This is a genomic window from Rhizobium sp. 01T444 (genome assembly GCF_056398305.1).
Window position 1 is genome coordinate 108,738 of record NZ_JBFTPD010000006.1, and the last position, 18,386, is coordinate 127,123.

General features: G+C 59.4%; 17 protein-coding genes and 6 pseudogenes. 7 read left to right on the forward strand and 16 right to left on the reverse strand.

Annotated elements, in window-relative coordinates; genetic code table 11:
• Nucleotides 1-138 precede the first annotated feature (138 nt).
• From AC1DTN_RS12135 to AC1DTN_RS12150, 4 genes and pseudogenes are all read right to left on the reverse strand, one after another.
• Nucleotides 139-1,443: an alpha/beta hydrolase gene (locus AC1DTN_RS12135; protein WP_477921074.1), complete on the reverse strand. Its 1,305-nt coding sequence runs from the start codon at nt 1,441-1,443 to the stop codon at nt 139-141.
• 74 nt (nt 1,444-1,517) lie between these two features.
• Nucleotides 1,518-1,887 (reverse strand): annotated as a pseudogene (locus AC1DTN_RS12140) (hypothetical protein).
• 104 nt (nt 1,888-1,991) lie between these two features.
• Nucleotides 1,992-3,008 (reverse strand): Lnb N-terminal periplasmic domain-containing protein, encoded by a 1,017-nt coding sequence (locus AC1DTN_RS12145; RefSeq protein ID WP_477921075.1) that lies wholly within the window; start codon nt 3,006-3,008, stop codon nt 1,992-1,994.
• 53 nt (nt 3,009-3,061) lie between these two features.
• Nucleotides 3,062-3,328, reverse strand: coding sequence for a hypothetical protein (locus AC1DTN_RS12150; protein WP_477921077.1), 267 nt, complete (start codon nt 3,326-3,328; stop codon nt 3,062-3,064).
• Between the two features lie 159 nt (nt 3,329-3,487).
• On the opposite strand from AC1DTN_RS12150, the pseudogene AC1DTN_RS12155 reads away from it, so the two are divergent.
• Nucleotides 3,488-3,694, forward strand: a pseudogene (locus AC1DTN_RS12155) (LssY C-terminal domain-containing protein); the annotation flags it as partial.
• Nucleotides 3,695-4,940: 1,246 nt separating this feature from the next.
• Here the strand turns inward: AC1DTN_RS12155 and AC1DTN_RS12160 are convergent.
• Nucleotides 4,941-5,133: pseudogene (locus AC1DTN_RS12160) on the reverse strand (exodeoxyribonuclease III); the annotation flags it as partial.
• Between the two features lie 62 nt (nt 5,134-5,195).
• Here AC1DTN_RS12160 and AC1DTN_RS12165 point away from each other — a divergent pair.
• Nucleotides 5,196-5,267 (forward strand): annotated as a pseudogene (locus AC1DTN_RS12165) (class I SAM-dependent methyltransferase); the annotation flags it as partial.
• 19 nt (nt 5,268-5,286) lie between these two features.
• Here AC1DTN_RS12165 and AC1DTN_RS12170 read toward each other — a convergent pair.
• From AC1DTN_RS12170 to AC1DTN_RS12190, 5 genes are all read right to left on the reverse strand, one after another.
• The gene (locus AC1DTN_RS12170; RefSeq protein ID WP_477921079.1) at nt 5,287-7,140 is read right to left on the reverse strand and encodes a glycoside hydrolase family 15 protein; all 1,854 of its coding nucleotides are present in this window, start codon (nt 7,138-7,140) and stop codon (nt 5,287-5,289) included.
• 721 nt (nt 7,141-7,861) lie between these two features.
• Nucleotides 7,862-8,164: a hypothetical protein gene (locus AC1DTN_RS12175; RefSeq protein ID WP_477921080.1), complete on the reverse strand. Its 303-nt coding sequence runs from the start codon at nt 8,162-8,164 to the stop codon at nt 7,862-7,864.
• Nucleotides 8,165-8,567: 403 nt separating this feature from the next.
• On the reverse strand, nt 8,568-8,867 hold the full coding sequence (locus tag AC1DTN_RS12180) for a hypothetical protein (protein WP_477921081.1): 300 nt from the start codon (nt 8,865-8,867) through the stop codon (nt 8,568-8,570).
• Nucleotides 8,868-8,927: 60 nt separating this feature from the next.
• The gene (locus tag AC1DTN_RS12185) at nt 8,928-9,143 is read right to left on the reverse strand and encodes a DUF3072 domain-containing protein (protein WP_477921082.1); all 216 of its coding nucleotides are present in this window, start codon (nt 9,141-9,143) and stop codon (nt 8,928-8,930) included.
• 675 nt (nt 9,144-9,818) lie between these two features.
• Nucleotides 9,819-10,547 carry an SDR family NAD(P)-dependent oxidoreductase gene (locus AC1DTN_RS12190; protein WP_477921083.1) on the reverse strand — a complete coding sequence of 243 codons (729 nt, stop codon included), beginning with the start codon at nt 10,545-10,547 and terminating at the stop codon, nt 9,819-9,821.
• A 95-nt stretch (nt 10,548-10,642) separates the two neighbouring features.
• Here AC1DTN_RS12190 and AC1DTN_RS12195 point away from each other — a divergent pair, with 95 nt between their 5' ends.
• Nucleotides 10,643-11,065, forward strand: a complete 423-nt coding sequence (locus tag AC1DTN_RS12195; protein ID WP_477921084.1) for a winged helix-turn-helix transcriptional regulator — start codon at nt 10,643-10,645, stop codon at nt 11,063-11,065.
• Nucleotides 11,066-11,111: 46 nt separating this feature from the next.
• Here the strand turns inward: AC1DTN_RS12195 and AC1DTN_RS12200 are convergent.
• The 6 genes and pseudogenes from AC1DTN_RS12200 to AC1DTN_RS12225 form a co-directional block, all read right to left on the reverse strand.
• A pseudogene (locus tag AC1DTN_RS12200) lies at nt 11,112-11,518 on the reverse strand (LysR substrate-binding domain-containing protein); the annotation flags it as partial.
• A 2-nt stretch (nt 11,519-11,520) separates the two neighbouring features.
• A pseudogene (locus tag AC1DTN_RS12205) lies at nt 11,521-12,474 on the reverse strand (type II toxin-antitoxin system HipA family toxin); the annotation flags it as partial.
• Complete coding sequence (locus AC1DTN_RS12210) at nt 12,467-12,802, reverse strand: helix-turn-helix domain-containing protein (RefSeq protein ID WP_477921085.1); 336 nt, start codon at nt 12,800-12,802, stop codon at nt 12,467-12,469. The gene AC1DTN_RS12210 and the pseudogene AC1DTN_RS12205, both read right to left, overlap by 8 nt.
• Before the next feature lie 488 nt (nt 12,803-13,290).
• Nucleotides 13,291-13,935 carry an HD domain-containing protein gene (locus tag AC1DTN_RS12215; protein WP_477921086.1) on the reverse strand — a complete coding sequence of 215 codons (645 nt, stop codon included), beginning with the start codon at nt 13,933-13,935 and terminating at the stop codon, nt 13,291-13,293.
• A gap of 40 nt (nt 13,936-13,975) precedes the next feature.
• Nucleotides 13,976-14,431: a carboxymuconolactone decarboxylase family protein gene (locus AC1DTN_RS12220; RefSeq protein WP_477921087.1), complete on the reverse strand. Its 456-nt coding sequence runs from the start codon at nt 14,429-14,431 to the stop codon at nt 13,976-13,978.
• A gap of 17 nt (nt 14,432-14,448) precedes the next feature.
• Complete coding sequence (locus tag AC1DTN_RS12225) at nt 14,449-14,868, reverse strand: cupin domain-containing protein (RefSeq protein ID WP_477921089.1); 420 nt, start codon at nt 14,866-14,868, stop codon at nt 14,449-14,451.
• Nucleotides 14,869-14,960: 92 nt separating this feature from the next.
• On the opposite strand from AC1DTN_RS12225, the gene pdxR reads away from it, so the two are divergent.
• The 4 genes from pdxR to AC1DTN_RS12245 all read left to right on the forward strand — a co-directional run bounded on the left by pdxR (nt 14,961) and on the right by AC1DTN_RS12245 (nt 18,313).
• A complete protein-coding gene (pdxR, locus tag AC1DTN_RS12230) occupies nt 14,961-16,373 on the forward strand; it encodes a MocR-like pyridoxine biosynthesis transcription factor PdxR (RefSeq protein WP_477921205.1) in 1,413 nt (470 codons plus the stop codon).
• Nucleotides 16,374-16,612: 239 nt separating this feature from the next.
• Nucleotides 16,613-17,041 carry an ATP-binding protein gene (locus AC1DTN_RS12235; protein ID WP_477921207.1) on the forward strand — a complete coding sequence of 143 codons (429 nt, stop codon included), beginning with the start codon at nt 16,613-16,615 and terminating at the stop codon, nt 17,039-17,041.
• A 94-nt stretch (nt 17,042-17,135) separates the two neighbouring features.
• Nucleotides 17,136-17,396: a hypothetical protein gene (locus AC1DTN_RS12240; RefSeq protein WP_477921090.1), complete on the forward strand. Its 261-nt coding sequence runs from the start codon at nt 17,136-17,138 to the stop codon at nt 17,394-17,396.
• Between the two features lie 77 nt (nt 17,397-17,473).
• A complete protein-coding gene (locus AC1DTN_RS12245) occupies nt 17,474-18,313 on the forward strand; it encodes an SDR family NAD(P)-dependent oxidoreductase (protein WP_477921092.1) in 840 nt (279 codons plus the stop codon).
• Nucleotides 18,314-18,386 lie beyond the last annotated feature (73 nt).

Consider the following 18,386-nt stretch of genomic DNA (forward strand, 5'->3'; position numbering starts at 1 on the left):
CTACCTGAAAGAAGTTTCAAGGCGGATCACGTAGGGCCGGGCAACCGGTCACGGGCGATGACGCCGATGAACGAGGCCCCCAAACGGGCTATGAAGACGAGGGTGCCAGGCGTGGCGAACTCAAGCCGGCACCTCCTGCTATCGCTGCTTCCGGCAGGCCGGGTCCGCCGGGGTCGCCGCGCAGTTCTTGACCGCGATCTTCTGCGCTCCGCTATCTTGTCCGGTCAGACCGCCGACATGAGTGGCGTAGTTGCTGCGAGTATCGGCGTCGAGCACCGCGACGGGGGCGGTCAGTACGAGGCCCGCGGCGCTTCCGGCCGCCGCCGCCACGTTCGTTGTCCCTGCAAGGATCGTGTCGCCAAGGCCGACCCGGCTGTCGGTCAGCGTCTGCCCTTCGGACAGCCGCGCGCCGATGAGCTGGACGACTTCAGGCGATTCTGCGAACTTGCTGTGATTGAGGTCGTCGCTGACCTTGATCTTGGTCAGATCGATCACGGAGACCTTATAGTCGGCGAGTTCGCTCTTGTACGGTGCAGTTTCCGGATCGATCGACCCAAGCCGCGGGATGTTGCCCCAGACCCGCCGCGAGAAGGCAAGCGCCTTGTCGTCGCGCGAGACGAAGAGCGTGAACTGCGGATGGGGGTCGCCCATGTCCTCGATCTGCGACCGGAAAACGTCCACGTCGACGTCCGGAGCGGCCAGCATGACGTTCTTGAACTTCGCCGGGAGACCGCCGTTGCGGATCGCCATCTGCCGGAGCGCTTCCAACGCCAGCCAGTTCCCCATCGAGTGGGCCAGCACGTTGACTTCCTTCACGGTGCTGTCTTTGGCGAGATACTGGAATAGCGTCTCGAGCGCGTTGCGCGTGTAGTTGGTGCTCTCGCGGTCATAACCGTAGGCGAGCAGGCTGCCACGCGATGGCCAGGTCACAAGAACCGGCGTACTGCGGACATTGGAATCGTGGACGATCTGAGCGAAGCGGTAGACGCTGTCCTCGAAGCGGTTGTTGAAGCCGTGGATGAAGACCAGGACGCTGTGGTCGCGGTTCCTTTTGACCGAGGCGTTCAGCCAGCCTTTCGCCCCCTCGAGACTGAGCTCGTCGGCCTTCAGCGTGGCGAAGTCGGTCTCCGGATTCGAAGGCAGTCTCTTGGGCCAGGCGACGTCGCCCTCCTTGCGGACCTTGGGCAGTGAGACTCTCATCTGCGCGAAGGACGGCGTCCGGGCGCGCTCGCCCGTGAACATCTCGCCGTGAACAGTCGATCGGGCGCGGGTGGTCGCGACCAGCATGTCGACGCGACTGGTGTCCGGCACGGTGTCCGCAACGGGGAATAGCACGTTCTTCGGATGTCCGCCGCAGCCGGCCAGCACGACCAGCGCGAGGCATGGAAGAAGTCGCCGGATGCGACCAACAGTCAACGAACCAAACAAGCTCAAGTCCCCCATCGCCATTCCGGCTACATCACCGCTGTCTGTTCAAATCGATCGACGTGGTCGATGCTCGCGCAGATCGTCGAGCGCTATCCTGGGCAGGCGTCCCTGAAACCCGTCTTTTTGGTGCTGTCGGTGTAGTACCAGCACATGCCGGACTTCGGCGGCGTCCCGGCGACCGAGGCCGCCGTGGCGCCCGCAATGAAGCCGATGGCGGCTCCACCCGCGATCGCACCCCCGGCGGGCCAATAGCGGCGAGGATTCACGACGACGACGACGCGCCCGACGGGCGCGCGAGGGACCACGACGGTGCCGCGATTACCGACGGCCGCACTCTGGCTCCGCAGCCGACCACCGCAGGGCGGGCTTCGGCGGGGTCGGAGCGAGCGTTGGCACGGCCACCATCATCAGGAGGGCCGAAGCCGTCGCGACGTTCTGAAAGTGCTTGATGACGCTCATGAGTTCGGTCCTGGTTAAGGGCAAAGGCAAAACTCGCCCAGGGAATTCCTGACAGGACGGACCATGCCTCAATCATAACTATTCCCTTCGTATGTTACTGTACGTTACGGCGTAGCGACGACGACCGGGAAGGGCACGCCAACGCGGATCGCCTTCGAGAAGTCGGGGGACAATCCATCCGCCCGCGCCCGTGCGTCGATCTTCGCAATCTCCCGCAGGCGGTCGAGCGGCATCGACGTGTCGATGGCTGCCCGGTCATAGGCGTAGTCGGGAAGATAACCGTTGACGATCAGCCGCCAGTCGAGTGGGACCTTGTCTCCTGCGACCCGCATAAGTTTGGCGACCGTAGTCGTGCAGTTCGTCGTGACCGAATTGTAGAACTGCGGCGTCTGGGCGAGCGCGTTGGCCTCGGCGACGTATTCGAGCAGCAGGTTCCGCGCCTGCTCGGGACTGGCTCTCAGCCGGTAGATTTGGACGTCCTCTTCACGCACGTTGGAGCGGACGCCGACGACATCACGTTCGTCCGCGGCAACAACCACCAGCGGGTCGTTCTTGAAGAGATCGGCAAGGGGAGAAAACCCGCCACCGACCTTGTGGCGTACCTCGATCGACCAGGCGAGCTGTTCGCCGCCTTCGAAGCCGAAGCTGAAGATGACGTGCGCGATCTTCGGCCCCGCCCAGTATGACATGAACAGGTCGACCGTCCTCACCTTGCTCACATCGTAGGTTCGCGTCGTCCAGCGCTCGGTAAAGTCGGAATTGCTTCGCCACTCGAAATCCCGGACATCGGTCAAGGTCAGCAAATTCCCGTCGACACGACCCGTAACCTGGCGGGCCACATCCGGCGCCCATGCGGCGTTGGCTTCCGGCTTGATCGAGTTCCACCAGAAGAGTACCAGCGCGAAGACGACCGTGAATGAAAGGAGTGCTTTGATGCGCAGCCGGCTGGCAAGCGCCGCTAGGGTGAGGAGACCGAAGACGAGGAAGACACCAGCGCCAGTTGCCCGCCCGCCGTCAGGAAGGGACAGGCGATACCAGAGGGCCAGGGAGCCCCAGGCTGTCAAAGCCGCCACGATGACGGCGGCCGCGAAGATGAGGACTATCGCCATCGGTCGAGGCATCTTGTTCCTTTTTTCTGTAGCCGCCGTGCCACCACGACGGAGAGATCGCGACTTCATCGGGCGGCTGGGAATGGCACGACCTTGGCAAGATCCAGCATGGTGTGGATTTCCGCGGCAAGGCCGTCCATGAGTTCCAGCGCCTCGGCATAATGTGCGTCTCGCTCCGGAGCCGTAGATGACTCCCAGTCCCGCACGAGCTGGTCCGCGATGGAAAAGTCGTTGCACAGGTCCCGGAAGCTTTCGTTGCGGGAGGCAAGCGATTCGATCTCTAGCGTCTGCTCGGGAAACCTTCGCTTGGCGAACTCCGTGTCGTATTGCATTGCATCGGCTCCCGGCCAGGCGACGCGGGGGCGCATATCCGCGTAGTCGTCGTGAAGATGGCACAGAACCCGGCCAACACTATGTAGGTTACAGTAACACACTGATCGGCGACAGTGCTCCGGTCGCGGAAGACCCAAAGTTCCGGCATCACCAGGTAGATCACCCACCATATCGGACCCGATCTCGACGCCGAGCGCGAACTGGTGATCGGCGACCTCAAGGCTGCCGGGCAGATCTCCATGACTTACCAGCGCGCAGGCGTCGGTCCGACAAAAGATGGTCGCAACGGCAGCGGCGATCCATACTTCACCGACGGTCGAATCCTTGTAGGGGTCCTGGTCCTGAAATCGGCCGACAAGCAATAGGACGACGACGATGAGACCAGGGCAAGGATCCGCGTTCATGTTGCCTGGATACAGTCTGAAGAGAGGGCCGTCATTCTTTCATAGCGTCACTTCCCGAAGGGCCTCGAGCCCGTCTTCGTGACGCCGGCTGAAATGCAGGCTTGGCTGGAGTCCGAGGAGATCACTGCCTTTACACAAGGGCCGTGTTGTTTTCGGGGTGGGAGCGATCGACGAGAAAGTGGCGCAAGAGTTATTGAGTTCGCTGATCGGCAGGTCGGCCTCGTCCTGCTGCAAACAAGGCGCAAGTATCTCGCTCTGAACTCCGGCATGGGCTGCCAGGTCAAACCCTCCAAATCAATGGCGTCGAAGTCGGCGGTGGTCCAGAAGCGGACAGGGTCTCGACCCTCCCACTGGTCCCCGACATTCGTGGACGCGCCAGTCCCGGTCGGTATTTGGTGTCCACTACTCGGTTGCTTCCGAGGCGTGATTTTAGCTTACCCGGCGAAAGATAATTTGCCATCCCCTATTTTGCGGCGCACAATATTTTGCACTGCGAGAAAAGGGCAAGCGATGAGGATTTGCATCTACAAATCAGACGATGAACCTCACTTGACGCTATTTTTGCGGGAGGGAGCGCCCGTCCCTGAGAATGCCAGAAAACACAAGTGGCGGCACTTTAAAGCGGTTACGCGAGATGAAGTCCGTGCGGATCTTCTCAAGAAGATTGAGGTCGCAAACGGCTACCTTTTTGTTCAGCTTGGTTCGTCGCTGTGAGATGACATTTAAGGATGCTCCGAGGTTGAAGTAGTTTTCGCGCACTTCGTCGCTGGTTCTGATTAGAGGAAGCTGCCTCCGTAGTGCTCCGCCGTCGCCGGAATTTTCGGATCATTGGCTCAGGCGAAAACTCGCTCCGTTCCGATCTGGCCGTTTCAATAATCCGGATTGGACGATCATAAAGGTGCATATCGCCCAGCCGGCACTGTCGAATACGGTGCTAGCGCTCGAGGTGAGACACCGATCCCCACTCACCCACCCGACGGACTGACAAACGCCTCTGCCAAGGACGAGCAAAAGCAGCGGCAATGGCGCGCTTTCGTTGAAGGCGTTGCACACAATCCTGGCGATCTGACGAACGTCGTCCTGGAGGTAGCCGCATTCTTGATGCAGCACGCTATCGCCGCTGCGACACTCGGAAAATAAACGGGTTTGTCAACAATAACAATTGCTTGATCCTCGAACTCGTCGACGCCACCCGCTTTCCGCGGAAGGAAGGGCTTAGGAGAAAATGATCGATGCGCAGGCCGGCGTCTCGGGCGAACGCGTTCGGACAATACTTCCAGAACGTGTACCCGGTCGTCCGAATGCAGGAGCGGGGTAGCGTCCGTCGAGCCTATGGCGACGAGTTCGGCGTTGGCCGCGCGTACCTTCGGACGGAACAGAGCATCACGGCGCCACCGTTCCGAAGCATTCGGCGAGGTCAATCGGCATGCTACATCGTCGTAGACTTGCCCGCGCGGTAACGGGCACCAGCGCCACCCAGTCACTGCACCGGATTGAGCCTGCGTCCGTTCGCGCAGAGGTCGAGGCGGCCGGCTCAAGCGCCGCTGGGTTGCTTAAGGTCGCCATTCCTGGGCCCTTTTCCCGGCCAGTTCACGATCGAGATAATACGCAGCACTTATCAACGCCAAGTGCGTGAATGCCTGCGGGAAGTTACCTGACAGATTTGAGCGAGCATCGAACTCCTCGGCGTAAAGGCCGAGATGATTGGCATAGTTGAGAACCGCCTCGAAAACACGCCGGGCCTTCACAACATTGCCGGCTCGCGCCAGACACTCCGCGTACCAGAAAGAACAGGCGGAGAACGCACCTTCCTGTCCATGGAGCCCATCGTCGCTTCGGTAGCGATAAACAAGGCCGTCATCGACGAGTGTCGTGCCGATTGCGTCGAGAGTGGAAAGCCAGCGGGGGTCGGTGGCGCTGACGAACCTTACCAGCGGCATCAACAGTAAGGAAGCGTCAAGGCTTTGCCCGCCCCTCGTCTGTACGAAATGTCCTTTCTGTTCGTTCCAGAAGTTTGCCCAGATGTCCTCGTAGATCAGGTTCCGGACGTCGATCCATCGGCTGAATGGGGCCGCAAGTGACCGTTTGCTGGCCAGCCTGATTGCCCTGTCGACTGCGACCCAGCACATTAAGCGTGAGTGGAGGAAATGCTGAGGTTCGCGGCGCATCTCCCATATTCCCGCGTCCGGTTGTTCCCAATGATCACAGACGTAGTTGATGACGTCACGCACGCCATTCCAGGCGTCATGGGAAATCGCATGGCCATATTTGTTGCTGAGATAAACTGCGTCCATGAGCTCGCCGTAGATATCGAGCTGGACCTGTTCCACCGCATCGTTGCCGATGCGGACCGGACGAGCACCGCCGTAGCCGCGGAGGTGGTCAAGGGCGACTTCGTCGGGCGCCCTTCCTCCGTCGACCGCATACATGATGTCCAGCTTCCCATTCCCTTGGCACTTCGTGGCGCGCTTGCTGATCCATGTTGTGAACTCCTGGGCCTCCTGCTGATAGCCGAGGCGCATGAGGGCATAGACAGTAAAGGACGCGTCCCGAATCCAGGTCGCGCGATAGTCCCAGTTGCGCGTGCCACCGGGCGTTTCCGGCAGGCCGAACGTTCCGGCCGCAACAATGGATCCATGGCGACGGGATGTCATGAGCTTGAGAGTCAACGCCGAGCGCGTAACCATTTCTCTCCAACGGCCTCGGTAAGACGATTGCGCCGCCCAATCTTGCCAATACTCGATTGTCGCCTTCTCAAGCTCCTGAATTTCGGGGAGCTTGATCGGATCATCATCAATACCCGCGAGCAGAAAATCAGCAGTTTCACCGGCTGTCAGGCGAGCGCTGGCACCAACGCCGTCGCTGTCGCTTGTCAGCGGCACGTTTGACGTCAGTCGGACACCCTGTACCTTACCTCGCCGCCACATCGCCTCGTTGCCTTCGACATCAGCGGTTGGGTTTTCCCGTGCGTAATCAAAACGGGGGGCGCAGCGCATCGTGAAGCACACCTCGCCACGAGTGACCTTCAGCCTTCGGACAACCGTTGTCGGCGTATCCGCGCTGCCAGCCGTGACGGCCATGAAGTCAGTTAGCTCAGCGCTTGCGTGCTCGCCCATCCAGCGTGTGAGCAGCACGTTCGTGTCTGGGAGATATTGCTGTACAACCCGTGCGTCGGGAATGTCGGGAGCCAGTTCAAAGACGCCGCCACGGTCTGGATCAAGTAGTGCGGCGAAGATGGTCGGGCTGTCGAAGTTCGGCCAACACAGGAAGTCAATCGCACCGTCCTTGGCGACGAGCGCCAGAGTTGCGAGATCGCCAATTATTCCATGGTCCGCAATGGGACGAGGAATTCCCAGGTCTGTACCCGGAATACTGGTCGAATCACCGACTTCTGTCCGAACATCCATATCACACTCCGTCGAATTGCGTGTTTCTGGAAACGTTAGAAACCTGGTGGCCCGACCGTCCAGCAAGCCTCGGGTTTTGCGATCCTGACGTTCTCGTGCGTGCCATGCCGCACGAGGGCCTTCTGGCGACAGGTGGATCTTCGCCCTCACGCATTCTGCAAACTGATTGTGGTCCGGTCTTCAAGTTCGGCCGATCGGTCCTCGCGAGAGACGTTGCCTGTAAGCATTCCGGCGTGGGCACGAAGTCTCTCCGATATGCCTGAGCCAGAGAGTGTCAATTTTCGTTTGGATCACGGGCCGCCCTTGAAGCACTGAGTTCTACCCACCCCGCCGGAAAGATCGCTCTCGCGACCTTCACTTCGACGGAGCGCCGCGCCGGAAAGACGGTCATTCGCGTTCTCCCGTGAGCACACGGCGAGAATTAGGATATTAGTGGAGTACTTCAACCGCCCTATCTTCCTGGCGGATTGGCCGCCACGTGCACGTGGCATACAAGCTGGGCATCCTAGCGCCTCAGATTCGCTTACTCGGCGAACGAAACGAATATTGCATGCCGCCAGGGCCCACCGAGATATTCCCAGAGATCGAGCCACGTAATGTCAATCGGATGAGCGCGAAAACCTTGGCTCAGATTTCGATAGAGGTCATCCGCCTTAGGTTTCGGAACTTTGTTCTGGACCGTGATATGCGGCTGCCATGCTTGCATGTCCTGTGAGCCAAGTCATGACACGCATTCTGCCTTAAGCGTCGCGCGGATTTCCTGCAGCACCTGGCTGGTGATCGTATATGCGACACCTGCACCGAGATGACGAAGTCCGCTGACCTCGACTGTTATCACTTCAAATCCGCCTGCCACCTGTTCGAGCTTTTCGACGATCCTGCCCAGGTATTCGCCCGGTAAGCGTCGGTCAGAATAAGTGGGTGGCGTGTCTTCAATCGATGGTCCTGCTCTGGAGCGCCTCATGTTCAAACTGTCTTGTTTTGGCAGCTGGGCAAACCAATCGGCATACGGTGTGTTCTTCACCAGACGCCGCCATCTGTCTACCAGACAGGTCCGCGCTCGCCACGAGCTACCTTGGCATTATCCACTCTTAAGCGCGCATCTGTAATGGCGTCAGGATTACCCTTTGCATCCCGACGGCCCGCCGCGTCGACATCAGTTCCTTCACCAAATGCTGTCTCGTCTCCTCTGCAGCGCCGAATTGCTCTTGCGCCAGCGGCGCCGAAAGGTAGGTCTCCGGTAAAGTGGTAGGTGGGATAGGAGACCGGGTAATCTTCGAAAGACACCCCCGAGCGTACGGCCGTTGGCGACCATCTGTTTCCCGACGAAGAGTACTCCTAGACGAGCAATGCCTCCCTGCTATCATGCATCCCAGGTTTCCTTCGGCCAAGCTGATAGCCGCGATTCCTGATAGTTCCGAAGGAATTCATAGGCGCTCGATTGGAGTTGCGCGGATGAGGATTTTCTCCTGACGGAAACGGGCCTCCAGTTCCCTGCGGTAAGAGGACCACCAGGAGCGGTCGATATCGTCAGTCATCACTTCGGCCACGACGATACGGTCGCGCTCGATGTCTCCCCCGTCCTCCCACAGACCCTCGGCGGGAGAGTTGATGTGCAGGGTAACCCCGCCGAACTTCTCGGTGAGTTCGTCGCGAACCAAATCGAGGTTCGTCCGGTTCCGACGGCTATGCGTCACGGGAAGCAAGATTTCGACCAGATAGGGCATGCCCCGAAAACTATCAGAGCAACCGGAAGGTTCCGGTTTATGCACCCAGCACATGCCCGATCAGCTAAGGCCGAGCTCCTGTTTGAGTTCGTCGATCCGTTTGGAGGCTTCGGCCTTCGAGATGTCCTCGGCGTAAGCGTTTGGCTTATGCGCCTGGTCCGACAGCGTCTTCAGGTAAGATCGTTGGGCGCCGGTCATTGGCTCGTCGCCGCTTACCCACTCATCTGGATCTTTCTGGGTGTTGGAAGTCCTGTCTGTCTTCGGGTTGTTGGTCATGGCAAACTCCTCTCTTTGTTCCCTGAACGTTCTGGCTCTCGTCAAGTTCCGGTGCCAAACAGCGATCCCAATGGGATTTCCGAGCGCAACCGATCCTCCTTGGCGCACTCTGCTAAGCCCTGCATCTCGGAAAAGACTTCCCCGCCGGATGATGACCAAATGGAGCGCGATGGGAGCACCAAAAATGCCACAGGCCGTTTATTTGCCAACGACCCGATGGAAAGTTGTGTCGCGGTTCGATATCGATCTTCCTGTCCTTGGAGATGCGGAAACTTTCCTTCGACTGACCCGGCCTTAACCGCCGGGTCTCTTTCGATCGCGGCGTGCGAGGCGCCACCGAGCTGAAGCTTAGCTCGTCGCGACAATGAGACGATCATGCATGAAAGCTCTACTCGCAAGGCTTCGTCTGGAGCCGGATGAGCAGATCGCCTTCGTTTTCTAGAAATCAGTCGTATCGCGCAACTCAGGACAAAGGGTCAGGATTTTTAAAGGGCAGCTTCAACCGACCGCGGGACAGTCCGCGTCGTTCTATGGGCTCGAACCCGTGTTCCGAACCTTCGGGGTCTAGGAGTTCGTTATGGTCAGGCCGCTTCACAACATCATGCGGATATGCGGCAGGGTGATGTGACAGGCTTTAGCGCGAGTGTCCTTTTCGACGCCCGGCGAGAGCGGGCGTCAGACCTGAGCCATACCCCCATCAACGGCTATTTCTGCACCGGTGGTAAAACTGCTCTCGTCGCTCGCAAGGAAGAGTGCAGCTGCCGCCACCTCATCAGGTCTGCCCATACGCCCGAGAGGGATCATACTAGACAGTGCGTCTCGAACCTCCTGTGAGGTCCTTGCCATCATCGCCGTATCGGTCGGTCCAGGGCTGACAACGTTGACGCGAATGCCTTTAGGAGCAAGTTCGTTTGCCCATGTGCGTGTGAACGAACGGACCGCGGCCTTGGTCGCACCATAGACGCCATATCCTCTTGTGCCGATATCGCCCGCGATGGAGCCGATCAGCACAATCGTTGCGCCGGGCTGCATGATGTCGATGGCACCCTGTACCGCGAACACAAGGGATCGGACGTTCAGGCCAAATGTCCGATCAAAATGATCCTCGGAGATCTCATCAAGGGATGCGTATTCGGATAGGCCCGCGTTCACGACAAGCACGTCGATGCGGCCTCGTTCCGATCGTATCTGCTCAAAGACGCGCTGAAGATCGGCGTTGTCGCTGGCATCCGCCTGGATCGTCTGGATGATGCCCACACCCGCTAATTCCGATGTGCTCTCCGCGCCCTTGCGGCTGGTCGCGTAGACCTGCGCTCCCTCGCTGGCGAACCTTTGAGACACGGCTCCGCCGATGCCGCCGACACCGCCGATAACGAGGGAGATCTTGTTTGCTAATCTTGTCATGTTAACTCCACCAACACTGATGAAGGTTAGATATATCCTCTATACCTACGGTCAATTACGCACTAATGGTAAAGCAGATATCAGGGAGTATATCCATGTCCGCAATGAAAGAAGGTCCGCTCATCAAAGCTTGCTCGTCTCATCGCCACAAGGCTGTCTCTGCAGAGGCGTTGCTTGACGTTGAGAAGGCGCGGCCCGTGCTTGAGCAGATCGCCAATAAGTGGTCGGTCCTGATCCTGACCGTCTTGTGCACCCGGCCGTCACGCTTTAACGAGATCATGCGGCGCCTGGACGGGATCACGCACAAAGCGCTCGCCGACGCATTGAAGCGCCTAGAGCGTAATGGACTCATTCGTCGTGAAGTGCTCACGACAACGACACCGGTCGGCGTCGAATATACCATCACCTCGCTCGGCCGCTCTCTTCAGCAGCCTTTCGAGGCGCTCTATGCTTGGTCCATGACCTACGGTCCGGAGCTTGAGCGCGCGCAAGAAGAATACGATCGGGTTCGAGACTAACTCGACTGGCATCGGCCGACATTCGATTGCTTGGCCGGGCCGCCCATCACGCGGCCGCGTTCATCAGATGATCCGAGACGGTCGAGATGAACGCACGAAGACGCTGAAGACGTCGCAGGTCTCGGTGATATCCCATCCAGATGTCTCGCGCCGGCGGCGTCGTGGCAGTTCCAGTCTGCGGATACCGGCGATCTGATTGCCGACTACGCGGGGCAGGACGGCGATCCCGACGCCTTGCCTACACATGCGCCCCTGGACGTTGCGGTTATTTGATCGCAGGACTGGTCTCGCGTTGGGAAAACTCTCTATGAGCCAAGCGATATCGGGGAACTGCCCGGTCGACGTATCGTGAGTGATCAGCCGGAAACCAGTCCCGTCGCCATATTTGGGATCGGGCGACTCCTCGGCGATATAGGCGCCGTATTCCAGCCTGAAGAGCCGCCGCTGAATGATCAGCCCGCTTTGCCGAGCCACAGAAAGCCGTGATTTCTCAGGTGGTCATCGACGTTGGAAATCAGCACATTGAAGGCGACGCGGCGATAAAGCGCGTGCGCATCGGTTTTTCCCTGCGCGCCGTGTTCGGCCAGGGCGTCTACGATCTCCGGATAGCTACCACGCTCGCCCTCCTTTGCGCCCGTCATCGCCATCGCAGACAGGAAGGGGATCCGGACAGCACCATCGCGGTCGAAGCGACGCGAGAGCATGACCTTCTTGCCGGCGACGTCGATGAGCTCGTGGAGGGGCGTGACAATGCCGGCTTGTTCAGCCAGTTGCAGAGCAACCTCTTCCCATGTCTCCATGCTGTAGTCGTCGGTTTCCTTAGGAAACTTGGCGATCGAGAGATGGCCATGTTGATCAATAACAGAAGCCTTCGGACGCGCTCCACCAAGCGAGGAGCCAGGCGCGAAGATAAGTTGGAGGTCTTCGTCGGTTTCCTCATCGCGCAGAATACGTTCGGTGATTTGCAGCAGGCGGCCGAGCTCGATGAGGGCGGGGACGCCGGCGCGGATCGGCGCCTGGAATTCCTCGTCGCCGAGCCAGCGGAAGCGGAGCGCACCGAGCCGTGTCTCGTCGGCGACGCCAAGCAGATAGTCGCTTTCGGCCAGCGTGCGAACAGCCCGACTATCGCGCGCAGCCATGCGCCTTTCCGAGCGTTGCATGAGGCGTCGCCCCCAGGTATCGGGCGCTGAGTCGCCAATAGAGCCAAATGTTGCGAGGCCGGCGGGTGGAGCGAACGCTCCCCGGCTCAGAGTTAGAGCGGGCTCCAGCGAGAAGCGGTCGGGGTCCTCAAGCCAGGCACGGTCATACTCAAACACGATCGTTTCGGCACCACGGACGCGATTGCTCCGCGCCAGTCCGATCGGACGTGTGCGGCCGTCAAGGTCGAGATGAATTTCAAAATCAGCCATCGCGTGACGATCCCGCCGATCGCTTTGGGTGAGCGTGCTTGGGCAACTCCGCACTGGCCAGGGCCTGGCCGACGCTGTCGTTACTGATGTCGGCGACTTGGCTCAGCCCATCTAGCAGGCCGAGTGCCTGGAGGACGCCTGCATAGATGCCGATGCTGACATTGGTGTCGCCGGCCTCGATCTTTTGAAGCGTTGAGCGTGAGGTGAAGGCGCGTGCGGCTACTACCGCCATAGGCAGGCGGCGACGTCGACGCGCGTCGTGGATGTCTGCGCCCAGTTTGCGCAGCGCGCGCCGCACAGCGGCCGGAGGGTTATGAGGTGTCGGCATTTGCCACCTTCGCACTACAGATTGGCGGAATATGTAGCACGAAGCTTACAATCGTTCCAAATAGATGGTCGGGTAGAAAAGCAGATTGTTCATGGTGCCCCTAGCATGACTTTGAGCAGGAGCAGATCACATACAGCAATTTGCGCGCTGAGCCGTCATGGTCGGCAGCTAATGACGGAACCAGAAGCAGCGGATGTTTCAAAGTCGCGATTTTATGCCTCAAAATGTATAAGAATCAGTGGCTTAGACAAGTCAGAATAAAGGAGCGGCGGTTCGATCCCTTTCAAGGCGAACAGGGGAAAACGGCTAGCGCGTCAAGCTCCGCCGGTTCGACACCCATCAAGAGCTCGCCCGGATGATGGAGGCAGCTTGCCACCCGATGTTGACCAATTGCATGGGGAAGCTTCCGAGGACCGGCCTATGTGGGCTCGCCCTGAAAGATGCCTTGGATCAGGGCAGGGTGTTCGCAGCGACTTTGACGGTTGCTCTCAGCTCGCCCATTTCGACCTCAGAATGACGCTGCATATATCGACTCGCTGAAACGCCGGATCCTTGAAAGCCAGAACGTCATCATTGAAAGTGCCGAACGTACTGTGAGGCCGGTGCTTCATGCCTTCGTAGAAGGCATCGATGATCCCGCGCTTGAAATCCTCATCGCGAGGAAAGGCGGAGATGACGGCCTCGCGTTCGACGTCGTTGAACTGATCGTACCCGCGGCCGGCGACGTCCATTCCTGCGCCCGCCTGTACCAGCGCGATCTCCGGTCGCATGAACTCCGGTATGCCGGGCGTCGTATGAAGAGCTACCGCGTTCCACACCGTCTCGACGTTGCTCTCGGAGATACCATGGCCGCGCAGGAAATCCCGCGCTGCATTCGCGCCGTCCACTTCGAAGCGAAGCTGGCTCTCGTGATACCGTGCCGTGAGGCCGACGTCGTGGAACATCGAAGCCGTGTATAGCAGTTCCGGGTCGAAAGTCAGCCCCGTCCGATTTCCTGTCATGGCTCCCCAGAAATAGACCCGCACCGAGTGATGGAAGAGTAGGTCGCTTTCCGTGTCCCGAATAAACTCGGTCACGTCGCGTGCCAGCTTGCTGTCGGGGATTTTGAGCCCGGATATATCATGGGTAATCATAGTCGGTACTCCAGTATTTGCGGTTGGGAACGCTAGCGTTTCAGCTCTCCGCGCCCGCCTGGGGCGGGTTCCGGAAGCTGATGGCCATGCGATTGTAGCTGTTCATCAAGCTAATCGCGATCGTCAGATCAACAAGCTGCTTTTCATCGAAAACCTCACGCGCCGCCTTGTAAGCGCTGTCTGGTACGCCGGTCTCGGCGACACGCGTCACGCTCTCGGCCCAGGCAAGCGCGGCGCGCTCAGCCTCGCTGAAGAGACTTCCGCCTTCCGCCCACGCCTGCACAAGAGCGAGTTTCGCTGTCTTCACGCCACGCTTGAGAAGTTCACGGGTATGCATGTCGAGGCAGTAGGCGCAGTTGTTAATTTGCGATACGCGCAGATACACGAGGTCTACGAGTTCTCCGGGCAAGCCGCTCTGCGTCACATAGCCATAGACGCCGCCCAGCGCCTTCGCGCCGTTGGGGGCGACCTGATTGTAATCGAGCCTTCTGGTCATCGTTCGAATTCCTTCTCTCATTTGACGGGAGTGGTAAGCTTCTTGTCGTCGGTATCGACGATGAAGACGGCAAGCAGCTTCGCGGGAACGGTGTTGCTGGCGTTGCGGCTGATGGAGTGGACCGCACCTGGCGCCTCGAACCAACTTTCTCCTGTCTTGTAGCGATGGGTCTCACCGTCGTTCACCTTAGACTCCACTTCACCGAAGAGTACGTAGGCGTAGATGAAGGCGGACTTCGCGTGGGTGTGCGGAAGGGATGCGGCGCCGGGCGCATAATCGACTTCGACAACACGGATCGACTTGTCAGGGATATTGGCAATCGCCCGCTCAAACTTGGCGGTCACAGTTTCGGCTGTAGCGTCATGCGCCGAGGCCGGAGCGGCGAAGATCGAGGCAACTACGGCCATGACAGCAGGGGCAATAATGCGACGTTTCATTGTTCTTCTCCTTCTGAAACGCCCTTAAGATGCGGCTGTTCTGAGCTAGAAAAAAGAACCAAGAACGAGAAGAAATGATGTACCATGGCGACATGAACAAGTCGCTCAAGCTGAACGTCGATCGATCAGACAAGCTTTCCTTGTCCGAGCAGATCCGAAAGGGAATAGCGAAAGCCATCGAAGATGGCGTGATGGAGGCCGGCGCACGGCTTCCATCGTGGCAAGATCTTGCCATCCAGCTCGGCGTGGCCCGCGGAACGGTGCGGACGGCGTATGAGAAGCTTGCTGCCGCTCAGTTGATCGAGGCCTCGAGGGCGACGGGCACACGCGTCGCACAACGTCCCCGCGCCATCACGAAGAACGAGCCGCCGCCTGACGCGGGCTCGTTCCTCGAGACTTATCTTGAGATGACGCAGGGGCCGGCGTTCTTCCAGATGGGCGTGCCGGCAAGTGAGACCTTTCCGGGCAAACTGTTAGCGCGCATCCGGGCGCAAGCCGTCCGTGCTGAGGCGAGCGCTTCTCCTTTCTACCCCGACCCCCGCGGCGAGCTCGAGCTGAGGCGGGAGATCGCGGCCTATCTGGCCGTGGCCCGCGGCATCAATTGCTCGCCATCGCAGGTGATCATCACCGCCGGGTTCGGCGCTGGGCTCGGTTTGGCGCTCAATGTTCTTGGCCTGGGCGGGCAGGCCGTCTGGTTTGAGAACCCAGGTTTTCCATGGACAAGGAAAGGACTTGAGCTGGCAGGTATGTCGGTCGCCCCAATCCCTGTTGATGCGGATGGGATCGATATCGATCATGGGCTGCGCCATCACCCTAACGCAAAGCTCGTCGTGGTGACCCCAGGACAGCAGGCACCACTCGGTCCCACCTTATCGCTTGAGCGGCGCCTTCATCTGCTGGAATGGGCAGCAGCAAACCAGGCTTGGGTTATTGAAGACGATTATCTAAGCGAGTTGCAACTTACAGGAAGGGCTGCCCCAGCACTCGCCTCGCTCGACCGGGACGGGTGCGTGATCCACATCGGCTCGTTCAGCAAGACGATTAGCCCCACAATTCGACTGGGCTTCGTGGTCGCGCCGGTCGGCCTAGCCTCCCACTTCGCCGAAGTTGCCGCATGTCTCGCGCCGCCGCCCGGGCCCGCGGTGCAAATTGCGGTCGCTGAGTTCATCCATGAGGGCCACTATATGCGCCACCTGCGGCGCACCAAGCGCGCCTATGCGTCCAAGCGACAGGCGATTTTGGATTGTCTCCACGCCTCTGTCGGAATGGACCGTGTTGCGGCTCCCGGTCTGGCAGTGCTGCTTAGACTGCCTCATGGAGCACCGGATGTGGCCATTGCACGCAACGTCCTGATGTTGGGCATGTTTCCTGCGCCGCTGTCGCCTTGGTATGCGTCGCCTGAGCGTGCCGAACCAGGGCTTCTTCTCGGTGTCGCCACGGCGCCAACGAAGCGGCTGGCAAGATCCTGTGGCCAGCTCCTGGAAGCGATCGAGCGCTTTCAGTGACCCGTATTGACGCTTGGCATCGCTTTGGCTTGACGGTAGCGTCGCCTCAACTTTGGTGGGGACAGGATTGTCCACGATGGGGCCGCTTTATGCTGCAGTCGACAGGCTGATGGCGCGCCACGTATTCATCGCGGCGTTTCGTAGTCTGCGATGTTCGGCAGCGCTATTGCGGTCGCGGTGAAGATGGAAGAGGTTGGCGATCGGGCCATGAGCAGAGACGAAGCGCTGGCATCTCCCTGATCCGGTCCGCAGAAAGGGAAAGCAAGAGCACTGAAGCCCGTGCTGTTCCGCGCGATGCCGCCCAACGGGTGGGTGCCATGACCGCCCGACAGCAAACTCTTTACACCGAGAACGATCGCTCCGGCGTTCAAGCCAGCGATTTCGTCAATGCAGTGTGCGATAGCGCCAGCCAGGCATTCTCAAATGAGGTCTCGCGTCACGTCGACCTCGACGCAGGCTTCTTGCCGAACGAGGTCACGATGCCCTTGGCCTTGGTCATCAAGGAGCTTCTGACGAATGCTGCCAAGCACGGCTGTGACGATACCGGAAAATGCGACACCTGGATTTCGTTCACCAGGGATGCCGGTGACTTCGTGCTCACCGTCCGGGACAGCGGCCCTGGTTTCGAGTTCGAGGATACAGGTCGACGGTCGTCAGGAACAGCCTGATTTCGGGTCTTGTCCCGCAGCTGCGCGGGTCGTTCACGGTTGCCCAAGGACCAGGCGCGGAATCCACCATCCGCTTTCCAGTACAATACTCAGATTGAAGATTTCAGACGTCATGAATCGATCCGCAGTAGCCAATACTAACTCAGACAGTCCCAAGGCAGGTACGGCTGATCCAGCCAACAAAGTAACGGACGCGGGAAGGGCCAAACGCATCTTGATCGTTGAAGATGAGTTCCTGATCGCGCTCGAGCCTGAAAATCGGCTGTTCGAGGTGGGTTATGACGTGGTGTGGATTGCTGCGACAGCAGGGGGGCGGGACGGTCAAATGCGTTGCTACGAGTTTAAGAAAAGTTAGGGCGCGGCATTGTCATCAGCCACCGCGCACACATAGTTTTATAACCAGATCATTTTGGCAATGCCATAGGGGTTAGCATGGCCCGCCTTTCGAACACGGTCGCGGTCGTAACTGGCGGCGGCAGGGGGATAGGTCGAGAAATCGCTCTACAGCAGGCGAGGGAGGGAGCAAAGGTGGCCGTTCTGGCGCGAACGGTGACCGAGATTGAGGAAACAGTCTCTCTCATCGAGGGAGAGGGCAGGGAAGCGATCGCTATTTCGACGGACATCATCGACCTTGCCGCTGTTGAAAATGCCTTTACCCGCGTGGCGACCGAATTGGGCCATGTTGACATTCTGATCAATAATCACGGCTCGTTTCAGGGCTTTGGTCCGATTTGGGACTGTGACCCTCTTGTGTGGTGGCGGGATGTCGAGATCAATCTGCGCGGCACTTTCAATGCCTGCCGCTCGGTCGCCCCTATGATGTTAGCGCGGGGTAGGGGCCGGATTGTAAACCTCGTTGGTGGCGGAACGGGCAACAGCTTTCCCCATGGCTCTGGCTACGCGTCCAGCAAAGCCGCCGTCATGCGGCTCACGGAATGCCTGAACGACACCACCATCGGCCACGGGGTGCGCGCATTTGCGGTCGATCCGGGCCTCGTTCGGAGTGCGATGACCGAAATGCAGCTTTTTTCAGAAGCAGGGAAAACCTACCTGCCCGGGATCCAGAAGCTTTTCGATGATGGCGTCAACATCGAACCGTCGCGGGCTGCACTCTTGATTGCCGACATCGCCGCCGGACGTTTCGATACTCTAGCCGGCCGCCTCTTGCGTGGTGTCGATGATCGCGATGCGCTTGCAGAGGAGATGGACGCCATAGTCGCGGCAGACGGCAGAGCGTTGCGCCTCAGCGACGTCCAACAAGCCAAGCTCTAAAGTGGTTGGAGATGAGGCTATCACGACGAGGGCCGATGATATCGATCTTCCAATGCACCCAGCCCGCGATCCG

Excerpts from the sequence above, each read along its gene's own strand:
- AC1DTN_RS12245 (WP_477921092.1), top strand. The coding sequence starts at position 17,474 with ATGGCCCGCCTTTCGAACACGGTCGCGGTCGTAACTGGCGGCGGCAGG.
- AC1DTN_RS12150 (WP_477921077.1), bottom strand. The coding sequence starts at position 3,328 with ATGCAATACGACACGGAGTTCGCCAAGCGAAGGTTTCCCGAGCAGACG.
- AC1DTN_RS12145 (WP_477921075.1), bottom strand. The coding sequence starts at position 3,008 with ATGCCTCGACCGATGGCGATAGTCCTCATCTTCGCGGCCGCCGTCATC.
- AC1DTN_RS12135 (WP_477921074.1), bottom strand. The coding sequence starts at position 1,443 with ATGGGGGACTTGAGCTTGTTTGGTTCGTTGACTGTTGGTCGCATCCGG.
- pdxR (WP_477921205.1), top strand. The coding sequence starts at position 14,961 with ATGAACAAGTCGCTCAAGCTGAACGTCGATCGATCAGACAAGCTTTCC.
- AC1DTN_RS12180 (WP_477921081.1), bottom strand. The coding sequence starts at position 8,867 with ATGCCCTATCTGGTCGAAATCTTGCTTCCCGTGACGCATAGCCGTCGG.
- AC1DTN_RS12185 (WP_477921082.1), bottom strand. The coding sequence starts at position 9,143 with ATGACCAACAACCCGAAGACAGACAGGACTTCCAACACCCAGAAAGAT.
- AC1DTN_RS12215 (WP_477921086.1), bottom strand. The coding sequence starts at position 13,935 with ATGATTACCCATGATATATCCGGGCTCAAAATCCCCGACAGCAAGCTG.
- AC1DTN_RS12195 (WP_477921084.1), top strand. The coding sequence starts at position 10,643 with ATGTCCGCAATGAAAGAAGGTCCGCTCATCAAAGCTTGCTCGTCTCAT.
- AC1DTN_RS12220 (WP_477921087.1), bottom strand. The coding sequence starts at position 14,431 with ATGACCAGAAGGCTCGATTACAATCAGGTCGCCCCCAACGGCGCGAAG.
- AC1DTN_RS12225 (WP_477921089.1), bottom strand. The coding sequence starts at position 14,868 with ATGAAACGTCGCATTATTGCCCCTGCTGTCATGGCCGTAGTTGCCTCG.
- AC1DTN_RS12190 (WP_477921083.1), bottom strand. The coding sequence starts at position 10,547 with ATGACAAGATTAGCAAACAAGATCTCCCTCGTTATCGGCGGTGTCGGC.
- AC1DTN_RS12210 (WP_477921085.1), bottom strand. The coding sequence starts at position 12,802 with ATGCCGACACCTCATAACCCTCCGGCCGCTGTGCGGCGCGCGCTGCGC.
- AC1DTN_RS12170 (WP_477921079.1), bottom strand. The coding sequence starts at position 7,140 with ATGGATGTTCGGACAGAAGTCGGTGATTCGACCAGTATTCCGGGTACA.